21 protein-coding genes are annotated in these 19,888 nt (G+C 64.7%); 2 read left to right on the forward strand and 19 right to left on the reverse strand.

Annotation, left to right across the window (positions count from 1 at the left end; all coding sequences use genetic code 11):
- Nucleotides 1-58: 58 nt before the first annotated feature.
- The 17 genes from KOL99_RS00960 to flhA all read right to left on the reverse strand — a co-directional run bounded on the left by KOL99_RS00960 (nucleotide 59) and on the right by flhA (nucleotide 14,909).
- Nucleotides 59-832, reverse strand: coding sequence for an OmpA/MotB family protein (locus tag KOL99_RS00960; RefSeq protein ID WP_216508606.1), 774 nt, complete (start codon nucleotides 830-832; stop codon nucleotides 59-61).
- Nucleotides 833-1,597, reverse strand: coding sequence for a flagellar motor protein (locus KOL99_RS00965; protein ID WP_216508608.1), 765 nt, complete (start codon nucleotides 1,595-1,597; stop codon nucleotides 833-835).
- Between the two features lie 39 nt (nucleotides 1,598-1,636).
- Nucleotides 1,637-1,894 carry a flagellar FlbD family protein gene (locus KOL99_RS00970; RefSeq protein WP_216508610.1) on the reverse strand — a complete coding sequence of 86 codons (258 nt, stop codon included), beginning with the start codon at nucleotides 1,892-1,894 and terminating at the stop codon, nucleotides 1,637-1,639.
- Nucleotides 1,895-2,052: 158 nt separating this feature from the next.
- Nucleotides 2,053-2,973 (reverse strand): flagellar hook-associated protein FlgL, encoded by a 921-nt coding sequence (gene flgL, locus KOL99_RS00975; RefSeq protein ID WP_216508612.1) that lies wholly within the window; start codon nucleotides 2,971-2,973, stop codon nucleotides 2,053-2,055.
- Nucleotides 2,974-2,984: 11 nt separating this feature from the next.
- Nucleotides 2,985-4,430, reverse strand: a complete 1,446-nt coding sequence (flgK, locus tag KOL99_RS00980; protein WP_216508614.1) for a flagellar hook-associated protein FlgK — start codon at nucleotides 4,428-4,430, stop codon at nucleotides 2,985-2,987.
- A 1-nt stretch (nucleotide 4,431) separates the two neighbouring features.
- Nucleotides 4,432-4,932, reverse strand: a complete 501-nt coding sequence (locus KOL99_RS00985; protein ID WP_216508616.1) for a flagellar protein FlgN — start codon at nucleotides 4,930-4,932, stop codon at nucleotides 4,432-4,434.
- Nucleotides 4,933-4,942: 10 nt separating this feature from the next.
- The gene (gene flgM / locus KOL99_RS00990) at nucleotides 4,943-5,245 is read right to left on the reverse strand and encodes a flagellar biosynthesis anti-sigma factor FlgM (RefSeq protein WP_216508618.1); all 303 of its coding nucleotides are present in this window, start codon (nucleotides 5,243-5,245) and stop codon (nucleotides 4,943-4,945) included.
- Nucleotides 5,235-5,576 carry a rod-binding protein gene (locus tag KOL99_RS00995; protein ID WP_216508620.1) on the reverse strand — a complete coding sequence of 114 codons (342 nt, stop codon included), beginning with the start codon at nucleotides 5,574-5,576 and terminating at the stop codon, nucleotides 5,235-5,237. The genes flgM and KOL99_RS00995 overlap by 11 nt, the downstream gene beginning before the upstream one ends.
- 13 nt (nucleotides 5,577-5,589) lie before the next feature.
- Complete coding sequence (locus KOL99_RS01000; RefSeq protein ID WP_216509377.1) at nucleotides 5,590-6,681, reverse strand: flagellar basal body P-ring protein FlgI; 1,092 nt, start codon at nucleotides 6,679-6,681, stop codon at nucleotides 5,590-5,592.
- A gap of 93 nt (nucleotides 6,682-6,774) precedes the next feature.
- Nucleotides 6,775-7,443 carry a flagellar basal body L-ring protein FlgH gene (locus KOL99_RS01005; RefSeq protein WP_407931847.1) on the reverse strand — a complete coding sequence of 223 codons (669 nt, stop codon included), beginning with the start codon at nucleotides 7,441-7,443 and terminating at the stop codon, nucleotides 6,775-6,777.
- A gap of 32 nt (nucleotides 7,444-7,475) precedes the next feature.
- The gene (flgA, locus tag KOL99_RS01010; RefSeq protein WP_216508622.1) at nucleotides 7,476-8,195 is read right to left on the reverse strand and encodes a flagellar basal body P-ring formation chaperone FlgA; all 720 of its coding nucleotides are present in this window, start codon (nucleotides 8,193-8,195) and stop codon (nucleotides 7,476-7,478) included.
- A gap of 6 nt (nucleotides 8,196-8,201) precedes the next feature.
- Entirely contained in the window at nucleotides 8,202-8,990 is a 789-nt protein-coding gene (flgG, locus tag KOL99_RS01015; protein ID WP_216508624.1) for a flagellar basal-body rod protein FlgG, read from the reverse strand.
- Nucleotides 8,991-9,036: 46 nt separating this feature from the next.
- Nucleotides 9,037-9,753, reverse strand: coding sequence for a flagellar basal-body rod protein FlgF (gene flgF / locus KOL99_RS01020; RefSeq protein WP_216508626.1), 717 nt, complete (start codon nucleotides 9,751-9,753; stop codon nucleotides 9,037-9,039).
- Between the two features lie 10 nt (nucleotides 9,754-9,763).
- Nucleotides 9,764-10,516 (reverse strand): FliA/WhiG family RNA polymerase sigma factor, encoded by a 753-nt coding sequence (locus KOL99_RS01025; protein ID WP_199390181.1) that lies wholly within the window; start codon nucleotides 10,514-10,516, stop codon nucleotides 9,764-9,766.
- Nucleotides 10,500-11,411 (reverse strand): MinD/ParA family protein, encoded by a 912-nt coding sequence (locus KOL99_RS01030; RefSeq protein WP_236025735.1) that lies wholly within the window; start codon nucleotides 11,409-11,411, stop codon nucleotides 10,500-10,502. The genes KOL99_RS01025 and KOL99_RS01030 overlap by 17 nt, the downstream gene beginning before the upstream one ends.
- A 5-nt stretch (nucleotides 11,412-11,416) precedes the next feature.
- Nucleotides 11,417-12,838: a flagellar biosynthesis protein FlhF gene (flhF, locus tag KOL99_RS01035; protein WP_216508630.1), complete on the reverse strand. Its 1,422-nt coding sequence runs from the start codon at nucleotides 12,836-12,838 to the stop codon at nucleotides 11,417-11,419.
- Entirely contained in the window at nucleotides 12,828-14,909 is a 2,082-nt protein-coding gene (gene flhA / locus KOL99_RS01040; protein ID WP_216508632.1) for a flagellar biosynthesis protein FlhA, read from the reverse strand. The genes flhF and flhA overlap by 11 nt, the downstream gene beginning before the upstream one ends.
- Nucleotides 14,910-15,235: 326 nt before the next feature.
- Here flhA and KOL99_RS01045 point away from each other — a divergent pair, with 326 nt between their 5' ends.
- Nucleotides 15,236-16,483: a BamA/TamA family outer membrane protein gene (locus KOL99_RS01045; protein ID WP_328759373.1), complete on the forward strand. Its 1,248-nt coding sequence runs from the start codon at nucleotides 15,236-15,238 to the stop codon at nucleotides 16,481-16,483.
- Between the two features lie 112 nt (nucleotides 16,484-16,595).
- On the opposite strand, the gene KOL99_RS01050 is transcribed toward KOL99_RS01045, so the two are convergent.
- Nucleotides 16,596-17,393, reverse strand: a complete 798-nt coding sequence (locus KOL99_RS01050; RefSeq protein ID WP_216508633.1) for an FRG domain-containing protein — start codon at nucleotides 17,391-17,393, stop codon at nucleotides 16,596-16,598.
- A gap of 159 nt (nucleotides 17,394-17,552) precedes the next feature.
- Here KOL99_RS01050 and KOL99_RS01055 point away from each other — a divergent pair, with 159 nt between their 5' ends.
- Nucleotides 17,553-18,305, forward strand: coding sequence for a hypothetical protein (locus tag KOL99_RS01055; RefSeq protein ID WP_216508636.1), 753 nt, complete (start codon nucleotides 17,553-17,555; stop codon nucleotides 18,303-18,305).
- 9 nt (nucleotides 18,306-18,314) lie between these two features.
- Here KOL99_RS01055 and pdxR read toward each other — a convergent pair whose 3' ends face one another.
- A complete protein-coding gene (pdxR, locus tag KOL99_RS01060) occupies nucleotides 18,315-19,757 on the reverse strand; it encodes a MocR-like pyridoxine biosynthesis transcription factor PdxR (RefSeq protein WP_216508638.1) in 1,443 nt (480 codons plus the stop codon).
- Nucleotides 19,758-19,888: the final 131 nt, after the last annotated feature.

The raw sequence follows: 19,888 nt of genomic DNA on the forward strand, positions 1-19,888 counted from the left end.
GGACCAGTCGGACCAGTCGGACCAGTCGGACCAGTCGGACGCTGGTCGGCGCTGGTCGCTACGGCTCGTTGCGCTCGCTCTGTTCGGAGAGGAGGACGATGTCGACGCGGCGGTTCTTGCTGCGCCCTTCTTCGTCGCTGTTGTCGGCTACCGGGCGGTACTCGCCGTAGCCGGCTGCGGAGATCCGGGCGGGGTCGAAATCTTCCTGCTTGGTGAGGTACTGCAGCACGTTGGTGGCACGCGCGGTGGAGAGCTCCCAGTTGGACGGGAAGGCGGCGGTGCTGATGGGGTTGTTGTCGGTGTGCCCCTCGACCCGCACCGAGTTGGAATAGCTCGCCAGGGAGGCGACCACGTCCTTCAAGAGGGTCAGGGAACTCTGCTTCAAGGTGGCGCTGCCGCTGTCGAAGAAACCGGCTTCCTTCAGACTCACCACCAGGCCGCGCTGGGTCACCGACACGGAGACCTTGTTCTGCGCCCCCGCCTTCATCAGGTAGGCCTCGATGGAGGCCTTGGTGGCCCGGAAATCCTGCTCGCTGCCGCGGGTCCTGGTGCTGCTCATCCGCTTGGGGGCCTGGGTGATCTTGTGGATGGAGGGGATGACGCTCATGGAACCGGCGTCGATGACGGTCGGCTTCTGCCCGGCCGAGGTGGTGCTGTAGCCGAAGGACTCGCGCATGGAGGCAAGCACCTCCTCGGCCTTCTTCTTGTCGGTCTGGCTCATGGCGTAGAGCGTCACGAACACGGCGAACAACAGCGTGATGAAGTCGGCGTAGGATACCAGCCAGCGCTCGTGGTTTGGCTCTTTCTCGTGCTGGGCCTTTTTCTTAGCCATTTACTTCCCCTTCTTCTCTCCACCGTCATGCAGGTAGGCCCTGAGCTTCTGCTCGATGAAGTGGGGGTTCTCGCCGTTTTGGATGGCGATCAGCCCCTCGATGACCATCTCCTTCTGCAACAGCTCCTCCTTGAGACGGATCTTCAGCTTGGTGCCGAAGGGGATGCAGAAGATGTTGGCGGTCATCAGGCCGTAGATGGTCGCGACGAAGGCGACGGCGATCCCCCCCCCGAGCTTGGAGGGGTCGGAAAGGTTGCTCATGACGTGGATCAGGCCGAGCACGGCGCCGATGATACCGATGGTGGGGGCGAAGCCGCCGGCGGACTCGAAGACCTCGGCGCTGTGCTTGCCGTGCGCCTCGAAGGAGCTGAGCTCGATCTCCATGGTTTCCCTGAGCTTCTGCGGGTCGATGCCGTCGACCACCAGCGAGATCCCCTTCTTGGTGAAGGAATCCTTGACCGTCTGCGCTTCCTGCTCCAGTGAGATCAGGCCGTTTCTGCGGGCCTTGGCGGCGTAGTTGATGATGTTCTTGATCACCGACTCGGGGTCTTCCTTCGGGGGCATGAAGACCTTCTTAAGGTCCTTCACCGCGGTCATCAGGATCGGCAGCGGGAAGCTGACGATGGTCGCCGCCGCGGTGCCGCCGAGGACGATGATGGCCGCCGTCGGCTGTATCAGCGCCGACATGTGCAGCCCTTCCAGGGCCGCGCCGCCGAAGACGGCGAACAGCCCAAGGACGATTCCGATTATGGTCGATAAATCCATATATTTTCCTGGATCCTGGAGACGCTCCCTTGCGAGCGGTTAGATCCTGCAGTTGGGGTGGTAGCTTTCCGCATCCCTTTTGCGCAGGTAGCGCCGGGCCACGCTCGACGAGGCGTGCCGGAACACGTGCGCCTTGAAGTTGACGATCCGGCTGATCACCACCCGCGCCGGCTCCAGCACCAGGTACCGGTTGCCGTTGGAAAGGGTGATGTGCGTGTCCGGGGTCTCCGTGATGAGCTCAATCAGGTCCGGGTTCAGGTACATCTCCGTGCCGTCTCGTGTTGTCACCTTGACCATTTCTTCCCCCTCGGGACTGCGGCAGATAGTTTGTTTTTCGGATGCAGCACCGAAAGCTTTAGCGCTATCACCGCCCTGCGTCAAAAAAGAAATTGAAAAGGCCGTGCGAGCCTGGCCAGCTCACACGGCCCTGAGTGGCGCGGGGGTACGCGGCAACACTACTTCATGTAGTCCAAAAGCGAGAGCTGGCTCAGCTTCGAGGTGGCCGACAAGGCCGCGTTGAAGGCGGTGGTCTGCTGCGAGAGCACCACGCCCGCCTTGGCGTAATCCACGTTCTGGATGTCCCCGAAGACCGTCTTCAGCGTGTTCTGGTTGTTGGCGATCATGCTCTTCATGTTGTCCAGGCGCACCAGGCGCCCGGCGACGTCGCTCTGGGCCACGGTGATCTGGTCCGCGCCCGCCTTGACGTTCTTGACCCCGTCCAGGATGCCGGCGCTGTCCTTGTTGTTGATGGCGAGGATCAGGGCGTCGATGGAGCCGAGGATGTTGACCGGCCCCTGCCCCGCGGTGGCCCCGCTCCCCACCGTCGCCGCCGGTTTGCCGCCGTACAGCAGGTCGGCGCCCGACACCGTGGTGCCCACGGTGCTGTTCGGGGCGATCTCCACCTGCGGAATGTCGGTGGTGCCGCTGAAAACGCCGGTGGAGCTGAAGGGCTGGCTGGTGGAGAAGCCGCCGAAAACGTACTGGTCGCCCAGGCGGGTGTTGCCCATGTCCATCAGCTGGCTCTTCAACTGGGTCAGGTTGGTCACCGCGCTGGCGGTGCCGGCGGCGTCCAGGGTACCGGCCACCATGTCGCCGGCGATCTTCTTCACCTGCTGCATCAGGTCGGCCATGCTGGTCAGCGACGTGTTGGTCACGTTCAAAAGCGTCTCGGCCTTGGTGATGTTGGAGCTGTACTGGTCCCCCGAGGCGATCTGCTCCTGCAGGTCCAGAAGCTGCCTGGTGGAAAGCGGATCGTCGCTGGGGCGGTTGATGTTGTAGCCCGAGGCGATCTGTTCCTGGAGCTGGTCGATCGCGGTGCGCCCCTGCTGCAGGTTGTAGATGGCGTTGTCGGCGCTCATGCCGGGGGTAATTCTCATGATGACGTCTCCTATCGGATCATGCTCAGGATGGTATCCAACATGTCGCTCCCCGCGTTGACCACCTTGGCGGAGCCCTGGAAGGCGCGCTGGTACTTGGTCAGGTTCAACAGTTCCTCGTCCAGGGAAACCTCGGAATTTGAGGACCTGAGCGCGTTCAGCTGCTTCAGGAACGCGGCGTTCTGGGTGGTGACGTTCTGGGTCCCCTCCGTGTCGACGCCGACCTGGGAGACCACGGAGTTATAGAAGTTGCCGAAGGTGGCGCTCCCGGTGCTGAAGGCGAAGCTGGTGCTGCCGAGGTTGGCGAGCTTGACCGCGTTCACGTTGTTGCCGCTGCTGGTCGGTATCAGGTCGTTCGCGGTCGGAAGCCCCGCCGCGATCTTCACCGCCGAGATCCCGGAGTCGAGCGCGATGCTCCCCGCGGTCACGCCGGCCGGGTCGAAGAAGTTGTTGTTGGTGGTGCCGTCCAGGGCGTACCCCGCCTTGTGCACCGTGTTCACCTGGGTGGCCACCTGGTTGGCCATCTCGTCCAACAGGGCGCGGTACTTGGGCACGATGCTGTCGCGCACCTCCATGGTGCCGCCGAGCTTGCCGCCGACGGTGGCGCCGTCCCCGACGGTACCCACCAGGGTGTCGGTGCCGGGGGCGTTGGCCGGGGGCGGGTTGCCAAGCCCCGAGAGCATGATGTCGTTGGTCGCCGGCGAGCCGGTCGCGTTGGTGTAGAGCGTCGCGTACCTGGTGCTGGAGACCAGCTGCCCCCCGCCGGGCAGGGTGACCGAGGCGGTGTTGTCGCTGGCGATGCTGTAGCTGATGCCGCTCTGCTCCGAGAGCTTCCTGAGCAGGAGGTCGCGCTGGTCCAAAAGTTCGTTGGGGCTTCCCCCCACCGCGCTGGTGGCCATGATCTGCTGGTTCACCAGGGCGAGGTTCCTCGCGTTATCGGTCACCTCGGCGGTGATGCCGACCAGGTTGCTGTCCGCGGTTGAGGCGACCGAGGTGAGCGTGGTGTCGGCCTGGTGGAAGCTGTCCACCATGATCTGGGACCGGGTCAGCACGGCCTGCCTCTCGGCGGCGCCGGAGGGGTTGACCGAGAGGTCCTGGAAGGCGCCGAACAGGTTGGCGACCGCGGTCCCCAGCCCGTCCGAGGTGAGCGAGTTGAAGGTGGGCTCGATCTGCTCCAGCGCCGACTGCTGCGCCAGCCCCTCCTGATAGGTGCTGTTGGCGTTGACCAGCTGCAGCTGCAGCATGTTGTCGTAGCTGCGCTGCACCGCCGCGATCTGCACCCCGGTCCCCAGGGCGAAGCCGTTGGCGGTCCCCACCGGCTTGTTCTCCATGATCACCCGCTGCCGGGAATATCCCTCGGTGTTGACGTTGGAGATGTTCTCGCCGGTGACCTCGATGGCCAGCCGCTGCGCGGTGATGCCGGAGGAGGCTATGTCGAAGAGGGTGTTGATGCCCATGCTAGATCTCCTTGCTGACGAAGCCGCTGTTACCGCGCCCGGCGTTCACGAAGGCCCCCGCCCCGCCGTAGGTCTGCCCGGGGTTGAAAAGACGGTTGAAGAAGTTAACCGAGCGCCCCACCACGTTCAGGGAATCCTCGATGAGCCTCCGGTGCAAGGCGAGCGCCCCCTGCAGCGCCTGGGCGTTGCCGGTCACCGACTGCTGCGCCTCCTTGAGCGCCTGCTTTTCCGGCGCGGACAGCCGCTCGATGATGGGCGACAGCGTGGTGTTGCCCGGCATGCCGAGATCGGTGCCGATGGCGGCGATCATCTGCTGGCACTGCTCGGAGAGCTTGGCCAGTCGCTCCATCCCCGCGCCGATCTCCTGCTGGTTCTCCTCGAGCCTCGCCATGTCCAAGGAGGACATGCACTCCTGCTCCTCCTGCAAAAGGGCCTGCATCTGGTCCAGGAGCACCCCCTTCTCGCACAGGGCCGCTATCAGTTCAACTATGCTACGATCCATCGAATCCCCCTTAACGCGACTTGTACGCGTCCATCATCTTTTGCGCCAGGACCGACGCCTCGACGCGGTAGGCGCCGTTTTGCAGGTTCTGCTTGGCCAGCGCCACCCGGTCCATCCTCACGTCGGGCATGTCCGCCACCTCGGCCTTGAGCCTTTGCAGCTCCTTCGCCTGGGACGAGATCTCCACCCGGTCGAAGGGTATGACCCGCCCGGCCGGACGGCTCCCCTGGACCGCCTGCGTCTGCTGCGCATCGTTCCGGACCTGCTGCGAGCGGTTCAGATCGACTACGTAGGCTGAACCTTCAATCCGCATCCCGCACCCCCTTAGCCGGAGCCGGCGTGCCGTAGGCCCGCGAGAGCTCCCTTTCTATGGTCTGTGCCAGTCCTATGCCGCCTCCCTGCACCGCGGCGTTGGCGTACTCCTGGTCCAGCAGGGAGCGGAAGGTCTCTTCGCCCTTCCCCCCGCCGGTCAGGGTGTCCTTCCCCACCGTGTCCCGCATCGACTTCAACATCATGGCGACGAACATCGCCTCGAACTCGCGCGCCACCTTCTTGATCTGCTCAGGATTGCGTTCCTGGGCGCTCTTTTGCGCCCGCAGGTCGGTGACCGGCAGCGCGTTGTCCGGTATCGGCTTCACGTCCATGACCGCTCCGTCCCTACATCACGCTGAGTTCGGCGTTGAGCGCGCCGGCGGCCTTGATGGCCTGCATGATGCCGAGGAGGTCCCTGGGGGTGACCCCGAGGGTGTTGAGCCCGCGCACCACCTCGCCCAGGTTGGCCCCCTCCCGCACCAGCGAAAGGTTCACCTTCTCCTCGGCGATCTTCAGGTCGGTCCTCGGTACCACGGTGGTGGTTCCGGTCCTGGCGAAGGGGGCGGGCTGGGAAACCTTCGGGGTCTCCTTGACCACCACGGTCAGGTTGCCGTGGGAGACCGCCACCGTCGAGATGCGCACGTTCTCGCCCATGACGATGGTGCCGGTGCGCTCGTTCATGACCACCTTGGCCATCACGTCCGGGTTCACCTCGAGCCGCTCCAGGTCGGCCACGAATTCCACCACGCGGTTCTGGTACTCGCCCGGGATGCTGATCTGCACGCTCCCCGGGTCGGTGAGCGACGCCGAGCCCTGGAAGCGGCCGTTGATGGCGGCGGCGACGCGGGCGGCGGTGGTGAAGTCGGACTGGTGCAGGTTGAGTTTCAGGACCGGCCGGTTGGCCAGCACGTTGGGGAGCTCGCGTTCGACCAGCGCCCCTTCCGGCACGGTGCCGGCGGTGGGATGGTTCTTCACCGCCGTGGTGGCCTGGCCGCCGTAGGAGAACGAGTTGGTCAAGACCGGTCCCTGCGCCACCGCGTAGACCTGACCGTCGGCACCCTTTAGGGGAGCCAGCATCAGCGTGCCGCCGGCGAGGCTCTTGGCGTCGCCCATCGAGGAGACCAGGACGTCGAGCTTGTTCCCCTGCTTGGCGAAGGGGGGGAGCTGCGCGGTCACCATGACGGCGGCCACGTTCTTCACCGTGATGTCGCCGCGGTTCACCGTGAGTCCCAGCCGCTCCAGGGCGCCCACCAGTGACTGCACCGGGAACTTGGTCTGGTCCGAGTCGCCGGAGCCGTTCAGGCCGACCACGAGGCCGTAGCCGATCAGCTGGTTCTCCCGCACGCCGTCGAACGCCGCGATGTCCTTGATGCGCGCCCCCAGTGCGAACTGGGGAACGAGCAGCAGGATCAGGACCGCGAGGCAGCATTTTGAAATATGGTTAATTTTCAAGCCTTTTCACCTAACCCTTTTCGGCCGCCGTGTCGGGATATTGACACCAAACTGTCAATTCCGGAACTGGCGGGCCGCCTAGAACGGCCAGATCTTGTCCAGCGCGTTCAAGAGCCACCCCGGTTTCTGGCGGTCGGAGATGACCCCCTTGCCCGAGTACGAGATCCTGGCGTCGGCGATGAGCGCCGAGTTGATGGTGTTGTCGGCGCTGACGTCGCGTCCGCGCACCGTCCCGGTCAAGACGATGATCTGGTCCTCGTTGTTCACCTTGACGTTGCGCCTCCCCTCGATGAGCATGTTGCCGTTGGGGATCACGTCCACCACCTTGGCGGAGATGGTGGCCTGCAGGGTCTCCTGGCGCGAGGTGGAGCCGGCGCCGTCGAACTTGGAGCCGTAGCTCGCGCTCAGCATGTTGGCGAGGTCGGCCCAGCTCTTGATCGGCGTCTTCTCAAGTCCCAAAAGCTTCGGAATGCCGCCGCTGATCGAGGAGTCGCGCGAGGTCCCGGTGGCGGCCTTCTTGCTGGCGCTGGCGTTCTCGGAGATCACCACGGTGATGATGTCGCCCCGTCTTCTCGCCTTCATGTCCTCGGCGAGCCCGGTCGAGGAGGCCTGCCAGAGCGAGCCGTTGTTGTAGTTCACCTGCGGCGCCGGGATCTGCTCGTCGAAGGTCGGGGTCACCACCTCGGCGCTTTGGTGCGCGCAGGCCGAAAGCCATAACAGCGGCAGGCACAGTGCCGCCGCCTTCACCATCTTCAAGCTGTCGCTTCTTTCGCGGTCCATCAAAAATCCACCTTTACCGTGGTCGCGTCCACCACCCGCGCCGCGATCTCCTTCTGCGAGGAGAGGTTCTGCACCGTGATCAGGTCGCCCGAGGCACCGGACCCCTTGGCCCGCCCGGTCGCGGTGATGCGCACCACGTCGTTCTCGGCCACGATGGTCACCACCTGGCCGCTCTTGACGATGGGCACCTTCTCCAGATTGTCCTTTCTGATCGGGGCGTTGGCGCGCAGGGTGCTCTTGACCCTCAGCCCGACCGCCTCGTCGATGTTGTTGAAATAACGCCCCTGCACCTGGGCCAGGTCACGCTTGACGATGGCGAGGTCGGAGGAGGTCAGCACCTCGCCCCGCTCCAGGGTGCGCGCGGCCACCACCATCTCGGCCAGCGCCTCGACCTCGACCAGCACGGTCTGGTTCTTCTTCACCTGGTCGTCGACCCGCACCACGAGGGCCACCGACGCCGGCCCGTACCCTTCCCAGCGGTCCGGGGCCACCACGTCGAAGGTCACCCTGCCGGCGGGGAGCTTCAAGTCCCCCTGGTAGTTGATCTTCTTCACGGTGATGTCGGCGTTCAAGGGAGCCGCCTTCTGGACCAGGTACTCCTTGATGGCCGCCTTGACGGTCGCTTCGCTCACCACGTTGACCGCGGCGGGGCCCGCCGCCCGGGCGAAGCCGGAGAGGGGCAGGACCAGGAGCGCGACAGCCAGCAAAAACGCTCGCATCAGGAGTTACCTCTTGAGCGCAGCGGCTTGCTGCAGCATGTCGTCCGAGGCCTGGATCGCCTTGGAGTTGATCTCGTAGGCGCGCTGGGAGACGATCATGCTCACCATCTCCTCCATGACGCTCACGTTGCTCTGCTCGATGTACCCCTGCTCCAGGGTCCCCAGGCCGTTCTGGCCGGCGGTGCCGGTCGTGGCGTTGCCCGAGGAATCGGTGGGGAGGAAGAGGTTCTTGCCGATGGCGTTCAGGCCGGCGGGGTTGGTGAAGGAGGCGAGTTGGATGGTCCCGACCGTGGTCGCCGCGGTCTGTCCCGCCTGCTGCACCGACACGGTGCCGTCGGAGCCGATGTTGATGCTGGTGGCGTTGCTGGGAATCACGATTTCCGGCAGGATCGGCTGGCCGTCCGAGGTTACCACCCTCCCCTGGCCGTCCTTCTTGAGCGATCCGGCGCGGGTGTAGGCGGTGGTGCCGTCGGACTGCTGCACCTGGAGGAAGCCGTCCCCCTCGATCGCCATGTCGAGTTCGTTGCCGGTGTGCACCATGGTCCCGGTGGTGAAGATCTTGCTCACCGCGCCCGGGCGGACGCCGAGGCCGACCTGGATGCCGGTCGGGATGGTGGTGGTGTTGGTGGCCGGGGCGCCGGTGGTCTTCTCGGTCTGGTACATGAGGTCCTGGAAGTCGGCGCGGCTTTTCTTGAAGCCGGTGGTGCTGGAGTTGGCCAGGTTGTTGGCCACCACGTCTATGTTGAGCTGCTGAGCCTGCATCCCGGATGCGGCGGTCCAAAGTGCTCTGATCATGTGAATCTCCTCAACGGCTTGACTGCCGTTCCATGTTCTAAGGGGGCTAGATTTTACCCAAGTCGTTGGCGGCGCGGGAGGTCAGGTCGTCGTAGGTCTTGACCGCCTTGGCGCAGATCTCGAAGTACCGGCTCGCCTCGATCAGGCGCGACATCTCCACCACCGCCTTGACGTTGGAGGTCTCCAGGTACCCCTGCTTGATGCCGGCCGTGGAGGCGGTGGTCGCGGCGTTGGGGTCGGCCGGCTGGAACAGCCCGTTGCCCAGCTTGTTCATGGCGTACGGCTTGGCGAAGTCCACCGCGCTGATGGTCCCCACCGCGTTGCCGTTCACGCTCACCTGCCCGCCGGAGCCGATCTCGACCTTGCCGCTGGCGGGAACCGTGATGGGGCCGCCGCTTCCCTGCACCTCGTAGCCGTCCGCGGTGACCAGGCGGCCGTTCCCGGTCAGGTGGAAGTTCCCCTGGCGGGTGTAGGCGGTCCCCTGCGGGGTGCTCACCGCGAAGAAGCCGTCACCTTCCAGCGCCAGGTCGAGGCTGTTGTCGGTGCGCTGCAAGGCTCCCGCCGAGAAGTCGGTCGAGTAGCGGTCGTTGCTGAACACCGGCCCCTGTGTCGAGTTTTTGACATTGGCCAGCACGCTCTCGAACTGGATCTGGTCCGCCTTGAAGCCGGTGGTGCTGGCGTTGGCCAGGTTGTTGGAGATCACGTCCAGCCTGCGCTGCGCGGAAAGGTTGCCGGTCAAGGCCGCGTACATCCCTGCGTTCATGCTTGTCCCCCTAGGCCACGCGCTTCATCTTGCCGCGCAGCCTGACGATGGCCTGGCTGTGCAGCTGCGAGATGCGCGACTCGGTGAGATCGAGCACGGCGCCGATCTCCTTCAGGTTCAGTTCCTCGTAGTAGTAGAGCGTGATCACGATGCGCTCCTTCTCGGGGAGGGAATCGATCGCCTCGGCGAGCCGCTCCACGGTCTGGCGCGCGATCAGCTGGCTCTGCGGGCTCTCGGTCCCCTTGTCCTCCAGGACGTCGAGGAGACCGAAGGGGGCGCCGTCCTCGTCGTGCCAGGCGTCGTCCAGGGAGACGAAGGAGAGGAGGTGGATCTCCTCCAGGAGCCGGAAGTAGTCCTTCAGTTCGAGCCCCATGGCGGTGGCCACCTCGTCCGAGGAGGGGTTCCTCCCCAGGCGCTGCTCGAGCTGGGAGAACTCCTTCTCCAGCTTCTTGAACTTGTCCCTGAGGCTCCTGGTGAGCCAGTCCTGGGCCCTCAGCTCATCCATGATGGTGCCCCGGATGCGCTGCTCCGCGAAGGTCTTGAACTGTACCCCGCGGCTGGGATCGAATCGTTCCGCGGCGGAAATCAGGCCGATCACCGCGGCGCTTCTCAGGTCGTCCCGGTCGAGGTGCGGGGGGAGTGACGAGGCGATCCGGTCGACAATGAACTTAACCAGCGGGAGATGGCTGACCACCAGTTCGTCCCTGCTCATCGGGACCCCGCGCTGCGCCTCATGCTCATACGCCTTAAGAAGACAATTCATGGTTCCTCCACATCGTGCTAGATGCCACCGAAGCCGCCGGCATGGCCCCTGCGCCGGCCGGCCGCTCCGCATTGATTTTGTGTGCCAATTTTTTGAATCCCGCCGACGCCTTGGCATCCGGGAAGAGACGGCATAAAGCCCCGCGACGCCTCACACTTTCCACCAGGAGCTCGTCATGCAGTATCGTTCCCGCGTGGTCAAACTCTACTTGCAAAAACCGGCCCGTAATCGCGGCCAACTTGGAAAAGAGTGTTTCCCCTTCCTGGTTGTCGCGGCACATGTTGATCAGGAGCCGGAACCGGAACGAGCTGTCGCGACCGGAAAGCATCTTGATCAAGGCGTAGGCGTCGGTGATGGAGGTCGGCTCGGGGGTCACCACCAGCATGATCTCGCGGGCGAGGGCGGCGAAGCCGGTCAGGTTGGCCGCCATGCCGGAGCCGGTATCGATGAGGAAGCAGTCGAAATCGTTCTGCAGCCGGAGCATCGCCTTCAAGAGGGCGCTGCGCTCCCAGGGGGAGAGGGCGCTGTACTGCTGCATCTCCATCCCGGCCGGAAGGACGCTCACGCCCCCCCCAAGCTCCACCACCGTGTCCCGCAAGGTGATGTCGCCGGCGAGCACCTGCCCCATGCGGAAGGGGGCGTCCTTGCCCAGGCGCAGGCAGATGTCGCCTATGCCGGGGTTGCAGTCCACGATCAGCACCCGCTGACCGCTGGCGGCAAGCGAGGCGGCGAGGTTCACCACCACCGAGGTCTTGCCGACCCCCCCCTTGCCGCTGGTGACCGAGATCACCCTGAGCCCCTCGCGCACCTGGAACTGCTCCGGTGCTTCGGTCGTCTTGGCGCGTCCCGCCAGTTTCCTGAGCGATTCGGCCTGGTCTGTTGCTAGGCAAGACATTGTCATCAGTTGGACTCCTGCACCACCATGGCGGCGAGCTTTCTGGAGGTCGCCACCTCGATGTCCTCGGGCACCTTCTGCCCGGTGCTGAAATAGGAAAGGGGGATCCTGTGCTTCAAACAGGTGTCGACGATGCAGCCGAAGGTGCGGCTCTCGTCGAGCTTGGTGAAGAGGAGCTTGGTCACCGGCAGCGTGCCGAAGGTGGCGATGATCTCGTCGATCTCGCGGCTCCTCGTGGTGGCCGACAGGCAGAGGTAGACGTCGATGCCGGTCTGGCTCTCGAGGTACCCCTTGAGCTCGTCGAGCCGGTCGGCGTCCTTGGGGCTCCTGCCGGCGGTGTCGATGAGGATCAGGTCCTTGTCGGAGTGCACGGCGAGCGCCCTGGAGAGTTCCTGCGAGTTGCCGGCGACCTCCAGCGGCAGGTCCATGATCTTCGCGTAGGTCTTCAGCTGCTCCACCGCGCCGACCCTGAAGTTGTCCATGGTGACCATGGCGACGGAGACGCGGCGGTTGAGCGCGTACATGGCGGCGATCTTGGCGATGGTGGTGGTCTTGCCGACGCCGGTCGGCCCCACCACGGCCACGATGCGCGGGCCGTTCTTCTTGATGCGCAGCGAGCCGGAGCACTTCACCATGCCGGCCAGGTTCTCGGCCATCAGCGAGCGGAGCTCATCCAGGGAGACCCCCTCCTCGGCGGCCGCACGGACCGACTCGGTCAGGGTCTGCACCGCCACCGGGCCGACATCCTCGCCCCTGAGCTCCTCGGCGAGCCGCTCCAGCAGCAGGTCCTCGTCGCTCGCCTTGCCGGCCGCCTTGACCAGCTTGAGCGCGGGGGCGGGGTGGGACGGCTCGGCCAGGGGGGAGACGGCCATGGGCTCGGGCTGCGGCGCGGCCGTGGGGACGGCCTGCTCCAGCGCCTGCCCGGCCAGCTGGAAGGTCACCGGCTTGGGCCCCTTCTCCTTGCCGCCGGATACGGCGTTGTAGAGGAGCTGCTTGATCTCCTCGAGCTCCTCCTTGCCGAAGGTCCTTGGTACCGTCGGGGTTTCCGCCTGGGGCTCCTGGACCGGGGCTGCCTGCTGCGCCGGCTCCTGGGCCGCCTGCGCCTCCTTCCTGGTGAGCGCCTCGATGCGCTGCTTCAGCTCGCGCACCTCGCGCGCCAAGGGCCCCAGCATGGAGTTCTGGAACTCCTCGCGGGTGGAGAGCTCGCGCTCCGGTGCCGGCGGCTCCTCCCGGTACGGGTTCGGGCGCTGGGCCGGCCTGGGCTCCAGGGCCGCGGTCACCTCGTAGTAGGGCTTGGAGAAGAAGCCGAGGATACCCTTCTTGCGCTCCTTCTTCGAAGAGAGGATCATCGCGTCCAGACCCATCTCCGCCTTAACCATCCTGAGAGCTTCCGACATCTCGCCTGCTTGGAATGTTTTAACTAGCATTGATCACCACCACGCCTAAGGATTGGATTTTTATGTTGGGCGGGATCTCGTTGTGCGAGATAACCGCCAGGTTGGGCATGAATCGTTCCGTCAGTTTCTTCACGTGACGGCGGATGGAGGGGGATGCCATCAGGACCGGGAGCGCGCCGATGGCGTCGAACTGCTCGGCGTTCCTGCGGATGGCGGCCAGGACGCGCTGCGCCACGTGCGGGTCGATGGCCAGGTAGCTTCCCTGCTCCGAGAGCTGGACCGAATCGACGATGGCCTCCTCGATGTCGTGGTCCAGGGTGAGCACGCAGAGGGTGTCGTCCTCGCGCTTGTACTGCTCCACGATGTAGCGCCCCAGGCTCTGCCGCACGAACTCGGTGAGCATCTCCGGGTCCTTGGTCACCCCGCCGTAGTCGGCCAGGGTCTCCAGGATGGAACGCAGGTCGCGGATGGAAACGTTCTCCTTCAGGAGGTTCTTCACCACGCGCAGCACGGTACCCAGGGAGAGCAGCGACGGGACCAGTTCCTCGACCACCTTGGGCAGGGTCGCGGCGATGCTGTCCAGAAGCTGCTGCAGTTCCTGGCGCCCCACCAGCTCGTGGGCGTGCTTCTTGATGGTCTCGGAGATGTGGGTGGCGAGGATGGTGGTGTTGTCCACCACGGTGTAGCCGGAAACCTGCGCCTTCTCCCGCTCCTTCCCCTTGATCCAGACCGCGGGGAGGCCGAACACCGGCTCGGTGGTCTTGATCCCTTCCAGCGCCCCGACCGCGCCGCCCGAGTCCATGGCCAGGTACTGGCCGGAGAGCTCGCCGCCGCCGACCTTGGCGCCGTTGATGAGGATGTTGTACTCGTAGGGTTTCAGCTGCAGGTTGTCGTGGATGTGGATCGGGGGAACGATGAAGCCCATGCGGTCCGCCACCTGCCTCCTGATGGAGCGGATCCGGTCCAGGAGCTCGCCCTGCTGGCTCGCGTCCACCATGGGGACCAGGCCGTAGCCCACTTCCAGCTCCAGCATGTCCAGCGGGCGGATGGTGCTGATCTGGTCGCTCTCCTCGGCGCCGCCGGCCGTGGTCTCCACCACGTCCTCGATCTCGGCCTTCTTTTCCACGGCCATCTTGCTGACCATGTAGGAGACGCCGGAGAGGAGGAAGAAGGCAAAGTGGGGCAGCCCCGGGATCATGGCGAACAGGAACAGGACCCCCGAGGCAACCTGGAAGGCCTTGGGGTAGTTCAAAAGCTGCCCGGCGATCTCGTGGCCGAAGTTGTTCTCGTCGGCGGAGCGGGTCACGATGATGCCCGCCGCGGTGGAGATGATCAGGGCCGGGATCTGGGCCACCAGCCCCTCGCCGATGGTGAGCAGGGTGTAGTTCTGCAGCGCCTGGTCAAGCGGCATCCCCTTCTGCCAGACACCGATCACGAAGCCGCCGATTATGTTGACCAGGACGATCATGATGCCGGCGACGGCGTCCCCGCGCACGAACTTGGAGGCACCGTCCATGGAGCCGTAGAAGTCCGCCTCGCGGGCGATCTTCTTGCGCCTCACCTTGGCTTCCTTGTCGGTCAGGATGCCGTTGGAGAGGTCGGCGTCGATGGCCATCTGCTTGCCGGGCATGGCGTCCAGGGTGAAGCGGGCGGCCACCTCGGCCACGCGCCCGGCACCCTTGGTGATGACCACGAAGTTGATGATGACGAGGATCAGGAAGATGACGGCGCCGACCACGTAGTTGCCGCCGACCACGAACTGCCCGAAGGCCTTGATGACGCCGCCGGCCGCCTCGACCCCCTCGCTGCCATGCATCAGGATGAGTCGCGTCGAGGCGATGTTCAGGGCCAGTCGAAACAGCGTCGTGACCAGGAGGATGGAAGGGAAGACCGAGAAATCGAGCGGCTGCACCGTGTACAGGCAGACCAGGAGGATGACCAGAGCCACCGTGATGTTGGTCGCCAGGAAGATGTCGAGCATGAACGCAGGCAGGGGGACCACCATCAGGGCCAGCACCCCGATCAGGGCGATGGCCGTGTAGATGTCCGAATTGCTTTTGGGTCCCGGGAGCGCCAGGGCGTCCGTCGAGGGGTTTGCCATGCGTCAGTTTCCTTTGCCTTACCTGGGGTTTTCTCTGCAGAGGGACCTTGTGCAACCGGTGTGCCATTCTCCGAAAGGGAGCGCAGCGGTGGCGTCATGGGCGAAAAGCGGAGTGAAAACAGCGGTCGGTGGGAGGGGGGGATGGGGAGGAGGGGTGGGGACGGCGGGGACGCCAACGTCATTTTTGAAGTGCGGCGCCAGTCATTTTTTTGACCGGCACGGAGCGTTCCTGGTTAAAGCGCCCTTTTTTTCTTGTCAAAACGGCGGGGAGCCGCTATGTTTTTCCCGCCCGAAGGAGGCTCCCGCAGCTCTCCCAGGAGTTCCCCTTGAAACGGACCACAATGCGCGCGCTATCGCTGTTATTACTGATCCTATTTTCCCTTCTGGCCGGCTGCACCAGCTACATCCCCTCCACGGTACTCCCGGCGCCCTCCCCGGCCCAGCCCTACGTGAAGCTGGTCACCATACCGCTTCCCGTCATCGCCTCCAGCCCCAACGAGGGGGTGACCTGGGGCGCCCTGACCGCGTTTCTTTTGCACAACGACAAGGACGAGGTTTCCGCCCTGTTCGCCCCCCAGGTAAACCGGAACGAGAACTTCGGCACCACGGGCACCCTCTACGGCGCCATGTATCCCTCCCCCCTGCGCAGCATCGAGTTCAACCTCTCCAAGTCCAGCAAGGTGAACGCCGACTACGAGGTGAGGGTCAGGGACCAAAGCCTCATGGAGCGCCAGCTGGAGCTGAACGGCTTTCTCTACAACTTCACCGACGGCTCGGCCCGCTTCTTCGGCTTTGGTCCCGGCAGCAGCGCCGATGACGAGACCAACTTCGCCGACCGCGAGTTCGGCTACACCGCGTCGGCGGGTTACCCGCTCTCCACCAATACCATGCTTTTCGTGGGGGATCGCCTGAGAAGGGTCGAGATCGACGAGGGGGCCGTCAAGAGGCTCCCCGACCTGCAGCGACGTTTCAGCGCAGCGGAGGTCCCCGGCATCGACGGCTTCAGCACCCACGCCCAGTCCGTCTCGCTGGTCTACAGCACCCTCGACGCCCCCATCATGGCCAGTTCCGGCATCCGGGCGCGGGCCACGGTGGAGGGGAGCCTGGCCGGCTTGGGAAGCAGCGCGCGCTTCGTCCGCTACGAGGCCGAGGTGAAGGGATTGTTCCCCGTGTCCGACAGCCGTTTCATCAGCGCCGGCAGGATGGCCGTGGGACAGGCGCGCGGCAGTTCCATCCCGTTCCTGGAGCGGAGCATTCTCGGTGGCGAGACCACGCTCAGGGGGTACGGCAGGAACCGCTTCATCGACAACAGTTACGTGGTCTGCAACCTGGAGGAGCGCATCAGGCTGTTCCGGTGGGAAGTTTTCGACGTGCGGGCGGACTGGGAGCTGGCGCCGTTCGTGGACATCGGCGGCGTGGCCGACACGGTTGGAGACCTGCGGGCGGGCAACATCGAGGTGAACCCGGGGTTCGGCTTCCGCGCCGTGGTGCGCCCCAACATCCTCGGCCGCATCGACGTCGGCTTCGGCAAGGACGGGCCAGCCGTGTTCGTGGGCTTAGGCTACCCGTTTTAATGGCAGGCGCTCAAAAGTCCCCTCTCCCGCAGGGAGAGGGCTCAAATCGAAGGGGACCGGCTGCGCAGGCGCCGGTCCCCTTTCGCATTGCCGGCCCCTAGCCCCTGCCTTTCTAGGTATGCCGGTGCGCCAGGGATTGCTGCGGATCGATCTTGTCGGACACCTTCTCCTGGATGTAGCGCGCCAACCCGTCGAGGTCGGCGAAGACGAAGGCGTGGTTGATCCCCAAGAGCTTCAGCTCCTGGGCCAGGAAGCCCCGGTTCTCGAAGGGGATGCGGTACTTGCGGATGTGCTCCCTCGGGGAGAGCTGCTGCTCCAACGGCCGCCACGGGTTCCGCAACAGCGAGAAAACGCCGCTTTGGGCCTTGATGCGGGAGGCAATCACCGGCGCCATGAAGAAGCAGGTGTCGGCGTCGAAGGGGTTGGCCCTCTCGTCGATCTCGGAGAGCCCGTACATGGTGTGGGCGATGTAGAGCGCGGCGCCGCCGCAGTAGTCGGGATTGTTGAGCCGGTCCCGGCGCAGGTCGAGGTCGCCGTAGGGCTGGGCCACCGCGAAGTACAGGGCGATCAGGGGATTGACCGACCAGTCGAGCAACCGGGTCGGGAGGCCATGGTGCTGCGCCAGCGCCAGCCACTCCCATTCCGTGGCGGGCTGCACCTCGACCATGTGGCGCCCCGACTTCTTGAACTCCTGCAGCGCCTGGTACTCGCCGTAGATGTCCGCCGGCATCACCTCGCTGGCGGGACGCCTTCCCGCCCTCCCCGGGTCCCGGGTGAGCCGCCCGATCTTGGGAATGAGGGTGTAGAAGTCGCGGCTCTCGCCCCGGAAGAAGTTCCAGGAACCGGGCGCGGTCTTGATGATCAGCCTGCGAAAGTCCTCAAAGGACGTGATCTCACCGGAAATTTCCATGTCCCCCTCCCTCGCCGCCGCGACCTCCACCGGCGCCACCACAAGAGTTAACCATAAATAATCTCCCCGGCACACCCCTTCCCGCCCTGCGACCTGCACTCCTCGCGATCGGTGTTACATTAAAGAAGCGGGTACCGTCAGCTCATTGGAGGGTCGATCATGACGCGTGTCAATCGTTGGCTCCGCACCACCTTCCGGTTCGCCTCGTCCCTGCTGGTCTCCTCCCTGCTACTCTCCTGCGCCTACTACGGTTCGACCTCGAGGGAGGGAGTCTCGGTGAGGAAACCGCCTGACTCGATGCCTTTGCGCCCGGTCACGGTCGCCAACGTCACTCTCCACTTCACCGGCGTGAGGTTAATCACCCTCCCCTTCACGCCGCTGGCCAGGTTCACCGAGGAGGACCGGGGCAATTTCGCGGGCTCCCTGGACAAGACGCTCAACGCGGCCATGAAGTGGCACCAACTGAACGGGGACGAGGTAAGGGTCCACGTGATCATCAGAAGGCACATCGTAGGCTGGTCCAGCGAATATAACGCCGCCTTCGCCGGGTTCGCCTGGTGCGCCGCCGACCCGGCCGGCAACATCCTGTTCCAGGAGCAGTTCTACGCGACGGACCGGTGCGGGACCCTGTGCAACCTGGGAGATTTGAAGGACAGCGTCAATCGCGCAGCGATCAAACGGATAGCCACCAAGGCGCTGGCCGTGGCCACGGGTGATGGCGGAAACGCTCAGGTAAAGTTCGCCGGCACCTACGACACCTTCGACGCGGCCACCGGTTCCATCGCCGGCGCCGTGCGCTACTGGAGAACCGTACGGGATGTCAGGAACTTCGATCTGGACTGGATGGAAATGAGTCAGCCCATCGACTGGGCCACCGTTTTTAGGACGGGGAAAGCGCAGATCGAGCCGTGAGGACCATCCTCAACCAAACCACGCCTGCCTCAGCAGCTTGATCCCCTCGGCGATCTCCTCCGCGGAGAGACCGCCGAAACCGATCATGATCAGGTTCTCCGGCGCGGCCTCCGGGTTTTGCCAGAACTGGCGGGTCGGCGACACCTTGACCTGGTACGCCGCCGCCCGCTGCACCATCGCCTCCTGGCTCTCACCCGTGAAATACTCGAGCAGGACGTGCAGCCCAGCGTTCTGCCCCGAGATACGCACCCGGTCCCCCATCTCCCGCTGGATCGACTGCACCAGCACCTCGTGCTTCTTCTTGTTCACCAGGCAGACCTTGCGCAGGTGCCGGTCCCAGTGCCCCCCCGACAGGAGGCTCGCCGCGACGTACTGCTGCAGCCTCGGCACGGCGCACTTGTAGCGCTCGAACACCGCGTGGTAGCGGGCCAGAAGCCATAGCGGCAACACCATGTATCCCATGCGCAGCCCCGGCGCGAACGCCTTGGAGAAGGTCCCCAGGTAGATCACGCGCTCCTGGCAATCGATCGACTGCAGGGCGGGGATGGGCCGGGTGCGGTAGCGGAATTCGCTGTCGTAATCGTCCTCGATGATGACCCCTCCGCTTTGCTCCGCCCACTGCAAGAGCCTCATGCGGTGCTGGATCGGCATCACCACGCCGGTGGGGAGCTGGTGCGAAGGGGTCACGTAGGCCAGCCGCGCCCCGCTTTTCCTCAGTTCCGCCGGGTCGATGCCCCATTCCCCCACCGGGATCGGGAGCACCTGGTAGCCGTGGTTTCCGAAGATGACCCTGGTGAAGTCGTACCCCGGCTCCTCCATCCCCAGGATGCGCTCCTCCCGTGCAAACAGCAGGCAGATCATCATGGCGAGGTCCTGGAGCCCCGCGCCCACCACGATCTGCTCCGGCGAGCATTTCACCCCCCGGGACTGGCGCAGGTATTTCGCCAGTTCCCGCCGCAGCTGCAGTTCCCCCTGCTTGTCCCCGTAGTAGGCGATGGAATCCACCTTGAGCGAGGTGAGCACCTCGTTGTTCAGACGCCGCCACAGCGCGTGGGGGAAGGAGTGCGGGTCGAAGTCGCCGTAGGAGAAGTTGTACTTCACCGGCTTGACCAGCGCGGACGCCGGCTCATCCGGGTCCGCGACGTTCCCGCCCGGCGGCGGGAACTCCAACTCCCCCCCGTCCCCGGTTATGCAGGGGAAATGCAGCAGGTCTTCCTGGAGGTCCTGCACCACGTACCCCGAGCCATGCCTCCCCTCCACGTACCCCTCGATGCAGAGCTGGTCGTAGGCCGCCTCCACCGTGTTGCGCGCGATGGAAAGATTTTTCGCCAGGTCCCTGGTCGATGTCAGCCGGCTCCCCTTCTCGTATTCCCCGGTAATGATGTTCTGTTTCAGCTGCTCATAAAGCTGCTGATACAAAGGCTTTTTCGACTCCGGATTCAGATAGATCATGGCGGCCCTCTCTCATTTCGCTCAGCCGAAAGAATACGCTGTAAACGAAGTGTATCCACAAAATTTATGAAATGTGGCCCTTCACAGGGATACTGTTTGAGTCCTATCCTTACACCAGAAACAAAGCGGTG

Origin of the sequence: Geomonas azotofigens (assembly GCF_018919395.1) — a bacterium.
Lineage (GTDB): Bacteria > Desulfobacterota > Desulfuromonadia > Geobacterales > Geobacteraceae > Geomonas > Geomonas azotofigens.